This window comes from Serratia sp. NA_112.1 (assembly GCF_052691715.1).
This window is the reverse complement of sequence record NZ_JBQZFO010000001.1, coordinates 880,768-897,551: the sequence shown is the minus strand read 5'-3', so window position 1 is coordinate 897,551 and position 16,784 is coordinate 880,768. Positions and strand designations below refer to the sequence as shown.

The 16,784-nt window shown below is 52.9% G+C and carries 15 protein-coding genes; 8 read left to right on the top strand and 7 right to left on the bottom strand.

From position 1 onward, the window contains the following. Positions 1-10: 10 nt before the first annotated feature. Positions 11-2,065 carry a DNA helicase IV gene (helD, locus tag ACUTQ5_RS04285; protein WP_445650216.1) on the bottom strand — a complete coding sequence of 685 codons (2,055 nt, stop codon included), beginning with the start codon at positions 2,063-2,065 and terminating at the stop codon, positions 11-13. Positions 2,066-2,230: 165 nt separating this feature from the next. Between helD and ACUTQ5_RS04280 the strand changes: the two genes are divergently transcribed. Both ACUTQ5_RS04280 and yccS read left to right on the top strand, forming a co-directional pair. Further along, positions 2,231-2,683: a YccF domain-containing protein gene (locus tag ACUTQ5_RS04280; RefSeq protein WP_445650215.1), complete on the top strand. Its 453-nt coding sequence runs from the start codon at positions 2,231-2,233 to the stop codon at positions 2,681-2,683. Positions 2,684-2,709: 26 nt separating this feature from the next. Next, a complete protein-coding gene (gene yccS, locus ACUTQ5_RS04275) occupies positions 2,710-4,845 on the top strand; it encodes a YccS family putative transporter (protein WP_445650214.1) in 2,136 nt (711 codons plus the stop codon). Here the strand turns inward: yccS and ACUTQ5_RS04270 are convergent, their stop codons facing one another. Next, positions 4,846-5,505: a TfoX/Sxy family DNA transformation protein gene (locus ACUTQ5_RS04270; RefSeq protein WP_445650213.1), complete on the bottom strand. Its 660-nt coding sequence runs from the start codon at positions 5,503-5,505 to the stop codon at positions 4,846-4,848. A gap of 232 nt (positions 5,506-5,737) precedes the next feature. Here ACUTQ5_RS04270 and sulA point away from each other — a divergent pair, with 232 nt between their 5' ends. Together sulA and ompA are read left to right on the top strand one after the other, a co-directional pair. After that, positions 5,738-6,244 carry an SOS-induced cell division inhibitor SulA gene (gene sulA, locus ACUTQ5_RS04265; protein WP_445650212.1) on the top strand — a complete coding sequence of 169 codons (507 nt, stop codon included), beginning with the start codon at positions 5,738-5,740 and terminating at the stop codon, positions 6,242-6,244. A 359-nt stretch (positions 6,245-6,603) separates the two neighbouring features. Next, a complete protein-coding gene (ompA, locus tag ACUTQ5_RS04260) occupies positions 6,604-7,683 on the top strand; it encodes a porin OmpA (RefSeq protein WP_445650211.1) in 1,080 nt (359 codons plus the stop codon). Positions 7,684-7,795: 112 nt separating this feature from the next. Here the strand turns inward: ompA and matP are convergent, their stop codons facing one another. Continuing rightward, on the bottom strand, positions 7,796-8,254 hold the full coding sequence (gene matP, locus ACUTQ5_RS04255; RefSeq protein WP_445650210.1) for a macrodomain Ter protein MatP: 459 nt from the start codon (positions 8,252-8,254) through the stop codon (positions 7,796-7,798). A gap of 209 nt (positions 8,255-8,463) precedes the next feature. Between matP and ACUTQ5_RS04250 the strand changes: the two genes are divergently transcribed. The 4 genes from ACUTQ5_RS04250 to fabF all read left to right on the top strand — a co-directional run bounded on the left by ACUTQ5_RS04250 (position 8,464) and on the right by fabF (position 12,717). After that, entirely contained in the window at positions 8,464-10,215 is a 1,752-nt protein-coding gene (locus ACUTQ5_RS04250) for an AAA family ATPase (RefSeq protein WP_445650209.1), read from the top strand. Between the two features lie 68 nt (positions 10,216-10,283). Then, positions 10,284-10,802: a bifunctional 3-hydroxydecanoyl-ACP dehydratase/trans-2-decenoyl-ACP isomerase gene (gene fabA / locus ACUTQ5_RS04245; RefSeq protein WP_037419266.1), complete on the top strand. Its 519-nt coding sequence runs from the start codon at positions 10,284-10,286 to the stop codon at positions 10,800-10,802. A 116-nt stretch (positions 10,803-10,918) separates the two neighbouring features. Then, complete coding sequence (locus ACUTQ5_RS04240; RefSeq protein ID WP_445650208.1) at positions 10,919-11,446, top strand: winged helix-turn-helix transcriptional regulator; 528 nt, start codon at positions 10,919-10,921, stop codon at positions 11,444-11,446. Next, positions 11,443-12,717, top strand: coding sequence for a beta-ketoacyl-ACP synthase II (gene fabF / locus ACUTQ5_RS04235; protein WP_445650207.1), 1,275 nt, complete (start codon positions 11,443-11,445; stop codon positions 12,715-12,717). Before ACUTQ5_RS04240 ends, fabF begins: the two co-directional genes overlap by 4 nt. Before the next feature lie 65 nt (positions 12,718-12,782). Here fabF and rmf read toward each other — a convergent pair whose 3' ends face one another. From rmf to pqiA, 4 genes are all read right to left on the bottom strand, one after another. Then, positions 12,783-12,953 (bottom strand): ribosome modulation factor, encoded by a 171-nt coding sequence (rmf, locus tag ACUTQ5_RS04230; RefSeq protein ID WP_013812328.1) that lies wholly within the window; start codon positions 12,951-12,953, stop codon positions 12,783-12,785. A gap of 272 nt (positions 12,954-13,225) precedes the next feature. Further along, a complete protein-coding gene (gene pqiC, locus ACUTQ5_RS04225; RefSeq protein WP_153857289.1) occupies positions 13,226-13,783 on the bottom strand; it encodes a membrane integrity-associated transporter subunit PqiC in 558 nt (185 codons plus the stop codon). Beyond that, complete coding sequence (gene pqiB / locus ACUTQ5_RS04220; RefSeq protein WP_445650206.1) at positions 13,780-15,426, bottom strand: intermembrane transport protein PqiB; 1,647 nt, start codon at positions 15,424-15,426, stop codon at positions 13,780-13,782. The genes pqiC and pqiB overlap by 4 nt, the downstream gene beginning before the upstream one ends. After that, positions 15,413-16,726 (bottom strand): membrane integrity-associated transporter subunit PqiA, encoded by a 1,314-nt coding sequence (gene pqiA, locus ACUTQ5_RS04215; RefSeq protein ID WP_445650250.1) that lies wholly within the window; start codon positions 16,724-16,726, stop codon positions 15,413-15,415. The genes pqiB and pqiA overlap by 14 nt, the downstream gene beginning before the upstream one ends. Positions 16,727-16,784 lie beyond the last annotated feature (58 nt).

The window sequence follows — 16,784 nt, the reverse complement described above, 5'->3', positions numbered from 1 at the left end:
GGCATTGGGTTTAGGGTTTCTTCTGCGACGGTACGCCAAGAGCCTGCAGTTGTTCAACGAACACCGACGGGCGCTCGCGATCCTGCAATAACCACACCTGATGCTTGGCGCGAGTTAGCGCCACATACAGCAGCCGCCGCTCCTCGGCATCCGGGAAGTCTTCCGGCTGCGGCAACAGAACGTCTTCTAATATCGATTCACGCGCAACTGCAGGAAAACCGTCATTACCCTGGTGCAAACCAGCGATAATCACGTACTCAGCCTGCTGCCCCTTGCTGGCGTGAATGGTCATAAACTCAATGGTCAACTTAGGCCAGCGGGTTGCCGCTTTTGACAACACCTGCGGCTTCAGATGATGGTACCGTGCCAACACCAGAATCCGCTCTTCGGGCTTAGCATAGCCACTCAGCTTATCCAACAAATATTCGAGCTGTTCATGCGCTAGCAGGACTACCGATTTCTTGTTGCCTTTACTCAGGCTGTTCAACGGTTTTTTCAACTGGTGTGGGTTCTGCTGTACAAAGCGGTTTGCCACCTCACCAATGCGCTCATTGAAACGGTAAGTGGTATCGAGCGCACATTGTGCCCCTTCGCCAAAGTTCTCGGCAAATGCTGTGGTCAGCGTCAGTTCAGCACCGCTGAAACGATAAATGGCCTGCCAGTCATCACCCACGGCAAACAGGCAAGTCTGTTTGTTTTGTTTACGTAGCGCCGCCAGCAGCTGTGCCCGTTGCGGTGAGATATCCTGAAACTCATCGACCAGGATATGTTTCCATGGGCTGACAAAACGCCCTTTCTCCAGAATATTGACCGCCTGATGGATCAGGCCGGAGAAGTCTACCGCGCCTTCCTCTTTCAGTGCGCCTTTCCAGGCTTTGAGCAACGGTGCCATCAGCCGGATACGTTTTGAAAACAGGTCACGGACCTCTTCATCTGCCTGTTCGATCATTTCCGCCTGACTACCGCCGTGCATCCGCATCAACCCCAGCCAACGTTCCAGTCGGCCCGCCAGCCGTTCTGCCAGGCGTTTATCCTGCCAAAAATCACCTTCCGGCACTTCCCATTCCAGCTCTTCAAGCAACCATTGACGCCACCCTTTGGCCTGTGCTTTTTTCTCTGCGCACTGCTGCTGCCAATGGGTTATCAACAAAGCTCTTCGAGCCTTGCTGTCGGTTTCCAGTTTACTGATCGCCGGCACCTTGCGGTTGCCCTGCTGGATAATCTGCAGCGCCAATGCGTGGAAGGTTTTGGCCTGAATCGCCACGCTGCCCAGACGCTCCTGAATGCGCTCGTTCATCTCTTCCGCCGCCTGACGGCCAAACGCCAGCAACAGTATTTGCCCCGGTTCAGCCTCCTGGCGACGCAGCAGCCAACCGGCTCGCGCCACCAGCACCGAGGTTTTCCCACTGCCGGCCCCGGCCAGGACTAACACTGAATCTTCGCCATTAACTACTGCGCGGCTTTGCGAGTCGTTCAGGGGGGAGGTTTCGATATTCTGGAAGAAGTCGTGGTAACTCTCCAGCATACGTTCGGTCCACTGCTGATTACGCTGCCCGACACTGTGCAACCCATGCAGCAGCCATTGCTGACAAAGCAGATAATCATCCCGACAATTGTCAAATTGCTCCAGCCGCGCCACCGGCATGGGCAAGGCACCGAAAGACTCACGAATTTGTTGCTGCAGCTTGCCCAGCTCGGATTTTTTAAGCCACTTATCCTGCTGTTCAATACGCTGGATATGTTCAACCTGTTGCTGCAACACGCCGGCGCTGACTTCACTCATCTCCAAGCTCCACTGCTGCCAGGCCAGCTGGAGATAGTGATAGAAGCGCTGAGTTTCCTGCCATTCGGTACCATGCAGGCGCACCACTTTCTCCTCCGGCAGCTCAAACTCCAGTTCGCCCCAGACGATGCCCCGCTTACACCGAACATGAATCAACTGATTGAAAGGAATAAGATATTCATGCTTCTCACCGCTCACCTCGACACCGGCGTGCAGCAACCGCACACGGTTATAAGGGTGTTGAGCCAGGTGTTTCCCCAGCGATGTCGCTTTAAGTTCCATATCGTCGCGCCATGACTATGTTGAGATTAAATAACGGATATCTGCCAGTTTACCTGCGATAAGCAGTGGCACTCTAGCGCTAAAAAAAGGGTAGAATAGATTTTGCGTTTTGATAGCAAACGCACCGCATCGCGGTTTGGCCATCATTAGAGCAGAATGACGACTATGCGTACTGTACTGAATATTCTTAATTTTGTGTTAGGCGGCTTTTTCACCACCCTTGGCTGGCTGGTCGCAACAGTGTTTAGCGTGGTGCTGATCATCACACTCCCCCTAACCCGCTCCTGCTGGGAAATCACCAAGCTGTCGTTACTGCCATTCGGTAACGAAGCCATTCACGTTAATGAATTGTACCCGGAAAAAAGCAATGTACTGCTTTCCGCCAGTGGTTCACTGCTGAACATTATCTGGCTGATCCTGTTCGGCTGGTGGCTGTGCCTGTCGCATATTGCCGCCGGGATTGTGCAGTGTGTAACGATTATTGGCATCCCGGTGGGTATAGCCAATTTCAAAATCGCCGCCATTGCCCTGTGGCCGGTCGGGCGACGAGTGGTATCCGTTGAAATGGCGCAACAGGCCAGAACTGAAAATGCCCGACGTCAGTATCAGCAGCGTTAATTTTTTCTCCGCCTGAGGAGTTTTTCGTGCTCTCTTTTGCACCAGCAATACGCCGTTATGCCTACAACAGTAATCTGCTTTATGATCTGCGCATCTTCATTGCACTGGCTGGTGCGGCCGCCGTACCCTGGTGGTTAGCCATTCCCAAGCTCACCATTCCCCTGACTCTGGGGGTGGTGGCAGCGGCGTTGACCGATCTGGACGATCGCTTGGCTGGCAGACTACACAATCTGTTGATCACACTGGTGTGTTTTTTTGTCGCTTCCGCCTCCATTGAGCTGCTGTTTCCTTATCCGTGGCTGTTCGCTCTTGGCCTCACTGCCTCTACCTGCGGTTTTATTTTGCTGGGTGCCCTGGGGCAACGTTACGCCACCATTGCTTTTGGTGCCTTGCTGATCGCGGTCTATACCATGCTCGGCACCTCAATGTATGACGCCTGGTATCAACAGCCGACGCTGCTGATCATTGGCGCCCTGTGGTACAACCTGCTGACGCTGATTGGTCACCTGATCTTTCCTATCCGACCTCTGCAGGAAAATCTGGCGCGTTGTTACAACCAATTGGCAAGTTATCTGGATGCCAAGGCCAACCTGTTTGACCCGGACGTCGAGCATGATGCAGACCTGCCGTGGATGGACGTTGCCATGGCCAACAGCGCCCTGGTGACCATTCTTAACCAGACCAAAGTTTCATTGCTGACGCGGCTAAAAGGCGATCGGGGTCAACGCGGAACTCGCCGCACGCTGCATTATTATTTCGTTGCACAGGATATCCATGAGCGCGCAAGTTCCTCCCACGTTCAATATCAGGCGCTGAGTCGACAGTTTCGTCACAGTGATATTCTGTTTCGTTTCCAGCGCTTGCTCAGCATGCAGGCTCGCGCCTGCCAACAGTTGGCACAGTCGATTTTGCTGCGGCAAAAGTATCAGCACAACCTTCGTTTCGAACCGGCCTTTGGCCGTATTGAAGAAGCACTGACTCGCATTGCCATCACCCCGGAAAACAGTGAGCTGACCAAAGCACTATCGCACCTGTTGAAAAATTTGCGCGCGATTGACGCCCAACTTGCAAATATTGAGTCCGAGCAGGCACTGGCCAGTGGCCTGGCGGAAGAGAATAGTCTGTCGGATGACCGGCTCACTGGCTGGAGCGATATTCGCTTGCGTATCAGCCGCCATCTAACACCTCAGTCTGCCTTGTTCCGTCATGCTATCCGCATGTCAGTGGTACTGTGCGTGGGCTACGCCTTTATTCAGTTTACCGGCATGCAGCACGGTTATTGGATCCTGTTAACCAGCCTGTTTGTCTGCCAACCCAATTACAACGCCACGCGTCGCAGGCTGGCGCTTAGAATTATCGGCACGCTGGCCGGTATTCTTATCGGCCTGCCAATCCTCTATTTTGTACCCTCGCTGGAAGGCCAGATGGTGCTGATCGTCATCAGCGGCGTTCTGTTCTTCGCTTTTCGGACCGTGCAATACGCCCATGCCACAATGTTTATTACCCTGCTGGTATTGCTGTGCTTTAACTTGCTGGGTGAAGGTTTTGAGGTGGCCGCACCTCGGGTTTATGACACGATTCTGGGATGCGCCATCGCCTGGGCGGCAGTCAGTTTTATCTGGCCAGACTGGAAGTTTCGCCAATTATCGGCAGTCGTCACTAAAACGCTGGACGCCAACTGCCGTTATCTGGATGCCATTCTGGTGCAATATCATCAGGGTAAAGACAACGGCCTTCCCTATCGTATCGCTCGCCGGGATGCACACAACAGTGATGCAGAGCTGGCTTCGGTGATATCAAATATGTCTGCCGATCCAAAAGCGGATAAAGGGGTTCAGGAAGCCGCCTTCCGCCTGTTGTGTTTAAACCACACCTTGTTGAGTTATATCTCTGCGTTGGGTGCACACCGTGAGCGTCTGAACAACCCTGCTACGCTGGCGCTGTTAAATGATGCGGTTTGTTATGTTGATGGAGCCCTGCATCAGGAAGAACTGGACGACCGGCGCATCACTCAGGCATTGGAAAGCCTGGCTGAACGTATTGTGCACGCTGCGCCGGAACCGGAAAGCAAAGATCAGTTGGTGTTGCAGCAAATTGGACTGGTCATTGAGCTGCTGCCGGAACTTACCCTGCTTAATACCCAAATCAGCAAATTGGCTTGATCACCCGGGGCCTTTTATCAGGCCCCGGACTCCCGGATTATGTCCGTGACTAAGCAATGACATAGTACGTTCAAACCAATGCGTCAGCTCACTGCGTATTTCCGAAGGTAGAGCCTCATGATGATAACCGGCAATGGCCCCGCCCAGAGAAAGCAGTACCCGCAATCCTAAATTGCGCTTCTGCTGCAAAAGACGAAGATAGCTGTGTTTGGCACCATTCAGGCGCAAATCATAAACATTACGAATGCCTGCACGCCAAAGTAACCGTTCCATATTGATGTCGATGTTGGGTAAGGTTTTCAGCCGCCCCTGATTATCCGTTTTAACCTTAAGTTCTCGTCGCGCTTCACGAATAGCCTGCCAGGCTAACTCCACAAGCTCCCTCCTGTCGCGCCACAGCGTTTCATCGACCCAGTAATAACGCATGGTAATAGGTACCCCTCGCTTGGAGTACACCATATTGACCATGCCGCGAGAGCGAAAAGCTGGCTCCAGGCTATCCGTCGCACGAAGATATAGCTCCCCTTCGGCAATCACAGCGAACATGACGCCATCAGCCAGCAGCCCATAACCGCCAAATTGCGAGCGTGTAGTAATGCCGCCTAATGCGTAAAAATACGCTTTGGCCTGCATGATCCTTCCACTTGATGTCCCTTTCATAGCCTTCTCCTTGTGTAGATTAGTGTTCTATCATTCCCCACACCAATGAAATAAAAGTAACGTGAACAAGTAATTAGAAAAATACGCACTATCTGCAGTCATGCCAATCACAAACGTCCAGTGTATGAAAAATGATCGCAATTATGCGATGTACTACGAATATTTGAGTTGATCTTAAACACAACTGGATGTACTGTATAAACATACAGTGACACTACGGGCGGGATACTTTATGCGTACTCAATCACTCTACAAACCCCATTTCAGCCACACCTCTTTTGCGCTGAATAATGCTGCACAGAGCACCGATGCCGGCAAAGCGAATGGCCTTATCAGTGAACTTGTTTACAACGAGCATCAGCCCGCAGTAGCGCAATTGTTGCTACCTCTGCTGCAACAACTGGGAATGCAGTCACGTTGGTTGTTATGGCTGACGCCACAGCAAAAACTGAGTAAGTTATGGCTACAACAGTCCGGCTTGCCGGTTGGAAAAGTGATACAGCTGAGCCAAATTAACCCGCTGGACACGGTTGAAGCGATGGAAAAAGCGCTGCTGACGGGTAACTATAGTGTAGTACTTGGATGGCTGCCCGATCTTACAGAAGAAGATCGTCTAAAATTAAGGCGTGCGGCAGAATTAGGTAACGCTTATGGGTTCATTATGCGTCCTCAACGTGACATAAACCCGATTCACGGACACTGTTCCACCCTAAAAATTCACTCTTCTTTGTATCATTAAGTAAATTTAGGATTTTTCCCATCATTTTCTTCTCTAGGTAAGGGAACCTTTATGGGATCAGGGACAAAGCGAGTGTGGCTGCGGTTCCGCGCCCCAAAACCAAGGTTAAAATGCTCGTTTTTTTTGCCGGTTAATGTTAGTAAATATGTATATTTCTGCGTTTTTTTTTAGAGCTTTATCACATCACACTTGTAACTTTCGCGCCACGTTGTAGACTTTACATCGCCAAGGTTGCTCTATAACGCCAGATAAACTGGCAGAGTAACAAACGAGGGCTCAAACCTTGGCGAAGGAATTTAACCAAGGGCTTAAAACAGCTTTAAAGCTCATTGCCTATTTGGATGATAACGAGGCGCAAAATGAAAAAGACAGCTATCGCATTAGCAGTGGCACTGGCAGGTTTCGCAACAGTAGCGCAAGCCGCCCCAAAAGATAATACCTGGTACACCGGTGCTAAACTGGGCTGGTCCCAGTACCATGACACTGGTTTCTACGGCAACGGTTACCAGAATGGTATCGGCAATGGTCCGACCCATAAAGATCAACTGGGTGCTGGCGCGTTCCTGGGTTACCAGGCGAACCAATACCTGGGCTTCGAGCTGGGCTATGACTGGCTTGGCCGTATGCCTTACAAAGGCAGCGTGAACAACGGTGCTTTCAAAGCGCAGGGCGTTCAACTGGCCGCTAAACTGAGCTACCCAATCATAGACGATCTGGACATCTACACTCGTCTGGGTGGTATGGTATGGCGTGCAGATTCCAAAGCTAACTACGGTAATGGCACTCGTCTGAGCGACCACGACACCGGCGTTTCTCCTTTGGCAGCAGTTGGTGTTGAATACGCACTGACCAAAAACTGGGCTACCCGCCTGGACTACCAATTCGTTAGCAACATCGGTGATGCAGGTACTGTCGGCGCTCGTCCAGACAACACCATGCTGAGCCTGGGTGTTTCTTACCGTTTCGGTCAGGATGATGTTGTTGCTCCAGTTGCTCCAGCACCAGCTCCGGCTCCAGTTGTTGAAACCAAGCGTTTCACTCTGAAGTCTGACGTGCTGTTCAACTTCAACAAATCTACCCTGAAAACTGAAGGCCAACAGGCTCTGGATCAGCTGTACACTCAGCTGAGCTCCATGGATCCTAAAGATGGTTCTGTTGTAGTTCTGGGTTACACCGACGCCGTTGGTTCTGACCAGTACAACCAGAAACTGTCTGAAAAACGCGCTCAAAGCGTTGTTGATTACCTGGTATCTAAAGGTATTCCTTCAGACAAAATCTCTGCACGTGGTATGGGCGAAGCTGATGCCGTCACTGGCAACACCTGTGGCTACAAAGCTGGTCGTGCTACCAAAGCACAGATCGCTTGCCTGGCACCAGATCGTCGCGTAGAGATCGAAGTTAAAGGTATCAAAGACGTTGTAACTCAGCCACAAGGCTAAGCTACCACTCTTAGTAAAAAACCCCGCAATGCGGGGTTTTTTTTCGGCTAAATTACAGTGGTATTGGCAACCAGGAACCCCTTCCGTGATAGGAGCTGGCTGGCTAGTGGGTTTACTCTTTATCTTTACCGAGAATAGCTTTTAAATCCTGCTTCAATGATGACATCTGGCTGGCATACTTCTCTTTACGTTCCGCATCTTCGATTAACTGCACCACTGTTTCTGACAGAGTCACCCCACGGCGACGGGCAAGCGCGGCCAAACGCTGCCAAACCAGAAACTCCAGATCGATAGATTTTTTACGCGTATGTTGGTGTTCTGCGTTAAAATGACGTTTACGGCGTGCGCGGATAGTTTGCTTCATCCGGTTATCCAGTTCCGGATTCATATGGTGGCTAATCCACGTCAGCACTTTTACCGGCTCATTTTCCAGCTTCAGCAGCTCGTCAATGGCTTCCTGAGCAGCGCTGTTTTCAATGTGGCGGGTAATAGCTTCCCCTTCCCGGTGCTTTTTCACCAGGTACTTCCATTTCCAACCGCTCTCCAGATTTTCCAGTTGCTGATATTTCATCGTGAGCTCTTCAGTGACCGCGTAACTTTATTAAGCATAACAGCTTTACGCCGAATTTCCCCGGCAATTACACCTCGTTTTAGACTGTTTTTTGCACAGTCATCGCGCGATGTCAAACTCCCTGACATCAACTGTAACTCTGCATCTATCAAGCTGCCGTTATTCTTGTATAATCGCCCTTTCCCTTTTTGACGATTGCATCTAACACTTTGACCAATAACCGACTTGAATGGCAATCACTGTTGCCGGACGTTACGCCTTATCAAGCGATATTTGATACCGCCGCGCAGTTGGCCCCCGTGTCCTTTGCCTCTATTCAGCCTCGGCTGGAAAACGCACTGACGCTGTTTTGCCATCCACAGTCACCACCGCGTTTCATGTTGTTGAAAGCGCAAGAAACGCGTGAGTATCTGGCGCTGATCGCCCAAGCAGTTGAACAACTGCAGCCGCAGAACACCGCGTTCAAGGGCAGTCACTATGTGATCCAGGGCAGCAAGGTCAGCGTAGAACCCGCCAGCCAGGGTGATGAACCCTTTGCCGCCGGTGGTTCCTGCGTGTATCAAGAGTGGGTTGAACCTGAACAGCTGTTTGGCTGCGTTCGGATCCACAATGGTGAAATCAACCTGCAGCCCGGCCTGGTGCATCAGGCCAACGGTGGTGTACTTATCCTGTCTGCGCGTTCTCTGCTGGCTCAGCCGCTGCTGTGGCTGCGTTTGAAGCAGATGATCACCCAACGTCAGTTCCACTGGGTTTCCCCGGATGAAACACGCCCATTGCCAATTACCATTCCTGCCATGCCGCTGGAATTGCGGTTGATTGTGGTAGGCGATCGTCACGGCCTTGCCGATTTCCATGATATTGAACCGGAGCTGAGTGAGCAGTCAGTCTACGGAGAATACGAGGAAGATCTGCAACTCACCGAAGTCGATGACATGGTGCAATGGTGTGGCTACGTCAATAGCCTCATCGAAGAGCAGCAACTGCCGCCGTTGGCAGCCGATGCCTGGTACCCGCTGATGATACAGGCAGTACGTCACAGTGGTGATCAAGGCAACCTGCCACTGTCCCCGCTGTGGCTCGGCCAGCAACTTTCCGAAGCCGCGCTGTATGTCGAAGAAGAAAGCATCAATGCCAAAGCGTTTGAAGCCGCGCTGAATGCGCGCGAGTGGCGTGAAAGCTACCTTGCCGAACGGATGCAGGATGAAATTGAGCTGGGCCAAATCCTGATTGAAACCGAAGGCGAAGTCGTCGGTCAGATCAACGGTTTGTCGGTGCTGGAATACCCTGGCCATCCGCGCAGCTTTGGTGAACCCTCCCGTATCAGCTGTGTCGTGCATCTTGGCGATGGTGAGTTCACCGACGTTGAGCGCAAGGCCGAGCTTGGTGGTAATCTGCATGCCAAAGGCATGATGATTATGCAGGCGTTCCTGATTTCCGAACTGGAGCTGGACCAACCGCTGCCCTTCTCTGCTTCGATTGTGTTTGAACAATCTTATGGTGAAGTGGACGGGGACAGCGCCTCATTGGCTGAGCTGTGCGCGCTTATCAGCGCACTGTCGTTACAGCCAATTACCCAGCAGATTGCAGTAACCGGTTCTGTCGACCAATTCGGTAATGTACAGCCGATTGGCGGCGTCAACGAAAAAATCGAAGGCTTTTTTGAAGTTTGCCAACGTCGTGGTTTGACTGGCAAACAGGGTATTATCCTGCCCGCCACCAATGTGCGCCATCTGTGTCTGCATCAGGACGTGGTCGATGCAGTCCGTGAGGGGCAGTTCCATCTGTGGGCCGTCAATAGCGCTGCGGAAGCCTTGCCATTACTCACTGGTTACCCCTACTCTGATGAACAGCAACCGAACTTGTTGGCGGCCATTCAGGAACGGATAGCACAGGTGAATCCGCAGGAACGCCGGCGCTGGCCATGGCCACTTCGTTGGCTCAACTGGTTCAACCACGGCTGATCGGACTTGTTCAGCGTACACGTGTAAGCTAATCTGCGCCCTTCAATAAAATAAGGTTTACTGAGAACATGGTAGAAAAACGCGACTCCTATACGAAAGAAGACCTCGAAGCATCCGGCCGTGGCGAACTGTTTGGCGCTGGTGGCCCGCCGTTGCCGGCAGGTAACATGTTGATGATGGACCGCGTGGTCAAAATGACCGAAGACGGTGGTACCTACAACAAGGGTTATGTGGAAGCGGAACTGGATATTAATCCGGACCTATGGTTCTTTGGTTGCCACTTTATCGGCGATCCGGTAATGCCAGGCTGCCTGGGTCTGGATGCCATGTGGCAGTTGGTCGGTTTCTACCTCGGCTGGCTGGGCGGCGAAGGTAAAGGTCGTGCGCTGGGCGTGGGTGAAGTTAAATTCACCGGCCAGGTTCTGCCAACCGCAAAGAAAGTCACCTATCGCATTAACTTCAAGCGTGTGATCATCCGTAAACTGATTATGGGTGTGGCCGATGGTGAAGTCCTGGTCGACGGTCAGGTCATTTACACCGCCAGCGATCTGAAAGTGGGCCTGTTCAAGGACACTGCGGCGTTCTAACCGCAATCACGGCGGCCTTCTCGGTCGCCGTTTATTTCCCTTAGTTATCTTTTAATCGTTGTATCCATAGCGACTAAATAGTAACTACAATAATTGTAGTAACAAGGAGGTATGCCATGCAAAAAACTCGTTTTGATAACATGCCATGCCCGGTAGCTCGCTCACTGGACCGCGTCGGGGAATGGTGGAGCATTCTGATACTTCGCGATGCGTTTCACGGTTTGTCCCGATTTGATGAGTTCCAACAGAGCCTTGGGCTTTCACCCACCATATTGACCCGTCGCCTGAAGTATCTGGTGGAAAGCGGCATACTGTATAAACAACGCTACCAAACACGACCGATACGCTACCAGTACTTGCTCACTGAGCGCGGCAAAGATTTTTTCCCAGTGCTTGCAGCCCTGTTTCACTGGGGGAATACCCACCTGGCCGATGACGGTATCAGTGCTGAACTGGTCGATCGTCGTACCGGGCAACCCATACGCGTGCAACTGATAGACAGCAGTACTCAGCAGCCGATTGCGCTGCATAACATTACTTTAGCGCCAGGGCCGGCAGCGACCGAAGGCATGCGCCAGCGCGCGGCCCTGATGCTGCAGAACCTTTCTGCATTCCCCCCTGAATCATCCAAGGAGTCACTATGAACACTCGTCGTATAGTCATTACCGGCATGGGCGCCGTTTCGCCACTGGGATGCGGCGTAGAGGCTATCTGGCAGCGTCTGCTGAACGGCCAGTCCGGCATTCGCCCGCTGCCAGAAGAGATCATCGCCGACCTGCAGGTGAAAATCGGCGGTCAGGTGCCCACTTTGGAACAGGACCCCGAAGCGGGCTTCGATCCCGACCTTTCGGTTGCGCCAAAAGACCAGAAGAAAATGGACCGCTTTATCCTGCTCGCCATGGCAGCAGCCGATGAGGCTATCCGCCAGGCAGGTTGGGTAGCTGATACTGAAGACAAACAGGAACGTACGGCAACAGTGATCGCTTCCGGCATTGGTGGCTTCCCAGCCATTGCCCATGCGGTACGCACCACCGACAGCCGTGGTGCCAAACGCCTGTCGCCTTTCACCATCCCTTCGTTCCTGGTTAATCTGGCCGCCGGCCATGTATCGATTAAACATCAGTTCAAGGGCCCTATTGGCGCCCCCGTGACGGCCTGTGCCGCAGGGGTACAAGCCATTGGCGATGCTGTGCGCATGATTCGCAACGATGAAGCGGATATCGCGCTGTGTGGCGGTACGGAAGCGGCTATCGACACTGTTAGCTTGGGTGGCTTTGCGGCGGCGCGTGCCATGTCCACAACGCCTGCGGAAGCTGCAGTCACCGCTTCACGCCCTTTTGACAGCGCACGCAACGGTTTTGTTATGGGTGAAGGTGCCGGCATGCTGGTGATTGAGACACTGGAGCATGCGCTGGCCCGTGGGGCAACGCCGTTAGCTGAAATTGTCGGTTACGGCACCAGTGCAGATGCCTACCATATGACCTCTGGCGCCGAGGATGGTGACGGTGCCTACCGTGCCATGAAAATTGCCCTCAAACAGGCTGGCGTAACACCAGAGCAGGTTCAACATCTGAACGCACATGCGACATCCACCCCAGTGGGTGATTTGGGCGAGATTAACGCCATTAAACATCTGTTCGGTACTCAGGGCAGCGTAGCGGTCACCTCAACCAAATCAGCAACCGGTCATCTGCTCGGTGCCGCTGGCGGGCTGGAAACCATCTTTACTGCACTGGCGCTGCGCGATCAGATTGCACCGGCCACGCTGAATTTGGAAAGTCCGGATCCGGCGGCCGAGGGGCTGCACCTGGTTGCGAACAAAGCGCAGCCCATGGCCATAAACTATGCACTGTCAAACGGCTTTGGTTTTGGTGGTGTGAATGCGAGCATTTTGCTGAAACGCTGGCAAGGGTAATATTGCCTGAAACAAAAACCTCCGCGCTGGGCGGAGGTTGTTCCTTTTATTTGACAGGGAGCCGCTTAAGCGGTCACAGCCCTGTCTTCCATGGCTTCTCGCCAACCTCCCAGCCATTGAGACCGGCTGTCCACAGTCGTTTTATAAGGACAAAGATCTTTCGGATGTCCTAAAATACCTGCCTGATAACCTTTCGAATGCGCCCTTTCCAGACGATCGCGTTTCTGTCTCTTCATGCCTCGTTTCCCTCACTTTTTTGGTCTGGTGGAAAGAAAACAATGGCTGCTTTTTGTGCAGCCACGTTTAAGCAATAGCGCTAAATGGAGCGAAAATCAATGCGCAAAATTCACGCCAATGTCATATTTGTGAGCTACGCACGCAGAATTTGCTAACTGACTGATAGATAGGAAGGAAGCTAACTTATTGAAATAAAATAAAAACCCCTTGCGACGAGAAAACCCAATATTTCTCGCCGAAAGGGGTTAGACCGATTTAGTACAAATTATTTCTAAAAACGACCAGCTTGCGTGGCAATATCCTGAGCTTCTTGTTGCCAGCCCTGTGCCAATGTCCGCACCAACGCATCATAGCCGTCTTCACCCTGTTTAAGCTCTAGGCTGAATGGACGTTTAGTCAGATTGCCCTGATGGTTCAGCACCCACTCGCCACGAATGATCGCCTTGCCGTCAAAGCGGCCGTGGAAACCACTGATGGTGACGTTGAGCACATCCTGATCGCTGCTCATCGGCTGCGAGGACACCACCCAACCCGGCAGCGCGCTGCTCAGGTTAGTGACCAGCGTCTGCTGCAACTGTTGATCCAGCGGGCTGGCCCACAGGTTATTCTGGGCAATCACATACTGCACGTCATTGGTCTGGTAAACCACACCGCTCTGTGCCAGGTAATCCGCCACGCTAACATGCTCCAGCCAAAGCTGGCGCGACGTCGTGCTACCGCTGACCTGTGCCGGCGAGCCCAACGCCGGCAATTGATAGTAGGTCTTCTGTGGTGTACTGCTACAGGCGCTGAGTAACAGCGCCAGGGCTACCGGGATCCATTTCATCATTTATTGGCCTTCTTCGGCTGAGGATCGTTACTGCCCGCGGCTTCAAATACCAGCGCGTTGCTCTTTTCGTTCAGGGTGCGCAGCACCGGCTGCAGTTCACGCAGCACCTGATCAAGACGTTGCATATCGCCGACCATCTTGTTGTAGGCCGGAGAGCCTGGCTGGAACCCTTTCATGCTGCGGTTCAGTTCCTGCAAGGTTTTCTGCATATCCTGTGGCAGTGCCTTCATCTCTCTGCTGGCGATAATATCATTCAGCGACTGCATGGTTTTCTGCGTCGTCTGCATGGTTTTCTGACTTTCAGCCAACGTTTTGGTCGCTTCATTGATCATCGGATTCAGCGGCATCGAGTTGATTTTATCCAGCGTCTGCATCAATTTCTGCTGGATCTGTGCCAGGCCACCGCTGGTGGTTGGCATCAGTCGATAACCAAACAGCTCACGTGGCCCTTTATAAGGTTTCTCTTGCGGATAGAAATCCAGATCGATATACAGCGAACCTGTTAGCAGGTTAGCGGATTTCAAAGAGGCACGCATGCCGCGCGACTCTGCGTCTTTCAAATGACTCTCAAAGTCGAAGTTGCCACCCAACTGTTTCTGGAAGCGATCCGGTTCGATGCGGATCAGCACCGGGATCCGGTAGTCGTTGTCCAGACGCTGTATCATCCCTTTTTTGTAGAACGGCACCTGGCCAACGGTACCCAGACGGATGCCACGGAATTCCACCGGCGCACCAGGCTGCAGCCCGCGAACCGAATCGGCGAAGAACAGCAGGTAGTCTTTATGCACGGTATACAGCGAATCCTGAATGCTGCGCTGGTTGTCGAACAGGTGGTACTCCGCTTTCGGTTGCGCCAGTTCACCGCGGTCCCACCCGTCCGGTACGTCAAAGCTGACGCCGCCGCTGAACAAGGTCGCCAACGAGCCCATTTCCACCCTCATTCCCTGTGCCGACATATCGAACGCCACACCGCTGTCTTTCCAGAAACGTACGTTACTGGTCACCAACTGATCGTAAGGTGCGGAGATAAATAATTGATAACGCATGGCACGCATCTTGGGATCAAAATAACTGGTTTCCACCGAGCCAACGCGATAACCACGGAACAACACCGGATCGCCGGCGTTCAACTGTCCGGATCTTTCGCTGTCCAGAACAATGCGTAACCCTTTAGCGTCAGGAGAGGCCAGAGGCGGCGCATCCAGCAATTGGTAGTCCTCCTTGCCTGCCTTGCCTTTAGTGCCCGGCTGCAGTTCGATATAGGCGCCGGAAAGCAGCGTCCCCAGACCGGAAACGCCCTCGCGACCAATTTGCGGCTTCACTACCCAGAAGGCAGAATCCTGGCGCAACAGCTTCTCCATGCCGGAGTTCAGACGCGCCTCGACCACCACCTTGCTCAAGTCTTCGCTCAGGGTCACCGTTTCCACCACCCCAACGTCAACGCTACGGCTTTTGATTTTGGTTTTACCCGCCTCCAGCCCTTCTGCGGTAGTGGTGACCAATGTGACCACCGGCCCCTGGTGGCTGAAATGGTAAAACAGGATCCAGGCGCCGATCAGTGCGGTGACAATCGGGATGATCCACACTGGTGACCAGCGCTTGATCTTCTCGACGTCCGCGACGCTATGATTATTTTCCGTCACCTTGCGGCTCCTTTTTTATTGTTTCGTTCACGCGATCCCAGGTTAATCGGGGATCAAAGGTCATAGCTGCAAACATAGTGAGAATCACCACCAGAGCGAACAGCAGTGCGCCAGTAGCAGGATAAATGCTCATCAATTGTCCCATCCGTACCAATGCCGAAAGCACGGCAATCACAAACACGTCGATCATTGACCAGCGGCCAACGAATTCAACCACCTCATAAATCAGATGCATTCGCTCACTGTCGGCCCGTGCCTTACCGGTACCGTTAGCGTCCCAACACAGCCAGCCAATCGCCAACATTTTTAGCGAAGGCACCATGATACTGGCGATGAAGATCACCATCGCTACCGGGTAAGATCCTTCTCCCCACAGCAGGATCACCCCGGCCATGATAGTAGAAGTCAGCTTGTTGCCCAGTGCCTCGGTAACCATAATCGGCATCAGGTTTGCCGGAATATACAGCAAGATAGAGGTAAGCAGCAGCGCCAACGTCCATTGCAGACTGTGCCGACGGCGCACATAACCACGGGAATGGCAGCGCGGACACTGGGTCAGTTCCGCCGGTAGAATAGCCGTGCAACACTGGCAGGAACGCAGCCCCTGACGCAGCCCGGTACGCCCGACTTCCATCGGACGATCAAGGTGCGGTGCGGGTTCAATGTCATTCCACAGCCAACGGCGATCGACACACTGGAAAGCACGCACCTGTAGCAGACAAAACAGGCAGTACGGCACAAAGCTGCTACCGACGCCGATATCACCATAAGCCATCAGCTTAACGAAGCTGACCAGTACCCCGGCCAGGAAAATCTCCACCATGCACCAGGTTTTAAACTGGAACAGCATTTTGGCCATCCACTCTTTCAAACCGGTGGGGATAGGCACCTTGGCGCACAGCACAATGATCGCCACCATGCAAAAGGCCGGGATCAGTTGAACAAACACCATAAACAGCGTGGCCATGCTGGCATAGTCTTCAGCCACCATCACCTGCGGGATTTGGATCAGTTTGATTTCGTTACCAAGGCCGGCAACGCGCATATTGATAAACGGGAAAATATTCGCCAGCAGCAGCATAAACAAGGCGCTGAGGGCGTAGCCGATTGGCCGCTTGCGCGGTTCCTCCCAGCGGGAACTGAGGGTAGTCTTACAACGCGGGCATACCGCTTTCGAACCATATGCCAGCGGCGGCAACGCCACCAGCATGTCGCACTGCGGGCACAGCATCAGATTGTCCTGTTGCTGTTTCGCGTGCGTTGCATGGCTGTGCTGCTCGTGATTCTCGTGGGAACACACCATAATCCTCCTTAATAACGTTGCTCACCGGTACGGCAATACCGCCCGCAGCAGCGCG